Source organism: Vibrio marinisediminis (genome assembly GCF_014050145.1).
Lineage (GTDB): Bacteria > Pseudomonadota > Gammaproteobacteria > Enterobacterales > Vibrionaceae > Vibrio > Vibrio marinisediminis.
Map to the genome: position 1 here is coordinate 1 of NZ_JACFYF010000037.1, position 2962 is coordinate 2962.

General features: G+C 50.7%; 1 rRNA gene. It reads left to right on the forward strand.

Annotated elements, in window-relative coordinates:
* Positions 1-37 precede the first annotated feature (37 nt).
* A 23S ribosomal RNA gene (locus H2O73_RS20205) occupies positions 38-2930 on the forward strand.
* Positions 2931-2962 lie beyond the last annotated feature (32 nt).

A 2962-nucleotide genomic window follows, 5' to 3' on the forward strand; every position in this document is an offset into this window, starting at 1 on the left:
CTCAAGATTCGCATCGCGAAACTCTTTGGGGTTGTATGGTTAAGTGACTAAGCGTACACGGTGGATGCCTTGGCAGTCAGAGGCGATGAAGGACGTATTAACTTGCGATAAGCCCAGATTAGGCAGTAAAAGCCACTTGAGTCTGGGATTTCCGAATGGGGAAACCCACTTACATAAGTAAGTATCACACACTGAATACATAGGTGTGTGAGGCGAACCGGGGGAACTGAAACATCTAAGTACCCCGAGGAAAAGAAATCAACCGAGATTCCGAAAGTAGCGGCGAGCGAAATTGGATTAGCCCTTAAGCGTAATATGCGTCAGGTGAAACTTCTGGAAAGTTGTGCGATACAGGGTGATAGCCCCGTAACCGGCAACGCATTTTAAGTGAAAACGAGTAGGGCGGGACACGTGTTATCCTGTCTGAATATGGGGGGACCATCCTCCAAGGCTAAATACTACTGACTGACCGATAGTGAACCAGTACCGTGAGGGAAAGGCGAAAAGAACCCCTGTGAGGGGAGTGAAATAGAACCTGAAACCGTGTACGTACAAGCAGTAGGAGCGGGCATTGCGTCCCGTGACTGCGTACCTTTTGTATAATGGGTCAGCGACTTAATTTTAGTAGCAAGGTTAACCATCTAGGGGAGCCGTAGGGAAACCGAGTCTTAACTGGGCGTATAGTTGCTAGAATTAGACCCGAAACCAGGTGATCTAGCCATGGGCAGGTTGAAGATTGAGTAACATCAATTGGAGGACCGAACCGACTAATGTTGAAAAATTAGCGGATGACTTGTGGCTAGGGGTGAAAGGCCAATCAAACCTGGAGATAGCTGGTTCTCCCCGAAAGCTATTTAGGTAGCGCCTCGGACGAATACTACTGGGGGTAGAGCACTGTTAAGGCTAGGGGGTCATCCCGACTTACCAACCCTTTGCAAACTCCGAATACCAGTAAGTACTATCCGGGAGACACACGGCGGGTGCTAACGTCCGTCGTGGAGAGGGAAACAACCCAGACCGCCAGCTAAGGTCCCAAATTATTACTAAGTGGGAAACGATGTGGGAAGGCTTAGACAGCTAGGATGTTGGCTTAGAAGCAGCCATCATTTAAAGAAAGCGTAATAGCTCACTAGTCGAGTCGGCCTGCGCGGAAGATGTAACGGGGCTAAGTAATAAACCGAAGCTGCGGCAATAACTTTTAGTTATTGGGTAGGGGAGCGTTCTGTAAGCGGTTGAAGGTGTGTTGTAAAGCATGCTGGACGTATCAGAAGTGCGAATGCTGACATGAGTAACGATAAAGGGGGTGAAAAACCCCCTCGCCGGAAGACCAAGGGTTCCTGTCCAACGTTAATCGGGGCAGGGTAAGTCGACCCCTAAGGCGAGGCCGAAAGGCGTAGTCGATGGGAAACGGGTTAATATTCCCGTACTTCTTATAATTGCGATGGGGGGACGGAGAAGGCTAGGTGGGCCTGGCGACGGTCGTCCAGGTTCAAGTACGTAGGCGGAAGGTTTAGGTAAATCCGGACTTTCATTAACGCTGAGATACGATGTCGAGCTACTACGGTAGTGAAGTCATTGATGCCATGCTTCCAGGAAAAGCCTCTAAGCTTCAGATTATAAGAAATCGTACCCCAAACCGACACAGGTGGTCGGGTAGAGAATACCAAGGCGCTTGAGAGAACTCGGGTGAAGGAACTAGGCAAAATGGTACCGTAACTTCGGGAGAAGGTACGCTCTTGGCGGTGAAGTCCCTTGCGGATGGAGCTACTAGGAGTCGCAGATACCAGGTGGCTGCAACTGTTTATTAAAAACACAGCACTGTGCAAAATCGTAAGATGACGTATACGGTGTGACGCCTGCCCGGTGCCGGAAGGTTAATTGATGGGGTTAGACTTCGGTCGAAGCTCTTGATCGAAGCCCCGGTAAACGGCGGCCGTAACTATAACGGTCCTAAGGTAGCGAAATTCCTTGTCGGGTAAGTTCCGACCTGCACGAATGGCGTAATGATGGCCACGCTGTCTCCACCCGAGACTCAGTGAAATTGAAATCGCTGTGAAGATGCAGTGTACCCGCGGCTAGACGGAAAGACCCCGTGAACCTTTACTACAGCTTGGCACTGAACATTGACCCTACATGTGTAGGATAGGTGGGAGGCTTCGAAGCAGGTACGCCAGTATCTGTGGAGCCGTCCTTGAAATACCACCCTTGTATGCTTGATGTTCTAACGTTGGTCCCTTATCGGGATTACGGACAGTGCCTGGTGGGTAGTTTGACTGGGGCGGTCTCCTCCCAAAGAGTAACGGAGGAGCACGAAGGTGGGCTAAACACGGTTGGACATCGTGTGGTTAGTGCAATGGCATAAGCCCGCTTAACTGCGAGAATGACAATTCGAGCAGGTACGAAAGTAGGTCATAGTGATCCGGTGGTTCTGTATGGAAGGGCCATCGCTCAACGGATAAAAGGTACTCCGGGGATAACAGGCTGATACCGCCCAAGAGTTCATATCGACGGCGGTGTTTGGCACCTCGATGTCGGCTCATCACATCCTGGGGCTGAAGTCGGTCCCAAGGGTATGGCTGTTCGCCATTTAAAGTGGTACGCGAGCTGGGTTTAGAACGTCGTGAGACAGTTCGGTCCCTATCTGCCGTGGGCGTTGGAGAATTGAAAGGGGCTGCTCCTAGTACGAGAGGACCGGAGTGGACGAACCTCTGGTGTTCGGGTTGTCATGCCAATGGCATTGCCCGGTAGCTAAGTTCGGAATCGATAACCGCTGAAAGCATCTAAGCGGGAAGCGAGCCTTGAGATGAGTTCTCCCTGATACTTTAAGTATCCTAAAGGGTTGTCGGAGACTACGACGTTGATAGGCAGGGTGTGTAAGTGCTGCGAGGCATTGAGCTAACCTGTACTAATTGCCCGTGAGGCTTAACCATACAACACCCAAAGGGTTTTGATGGACTCAATG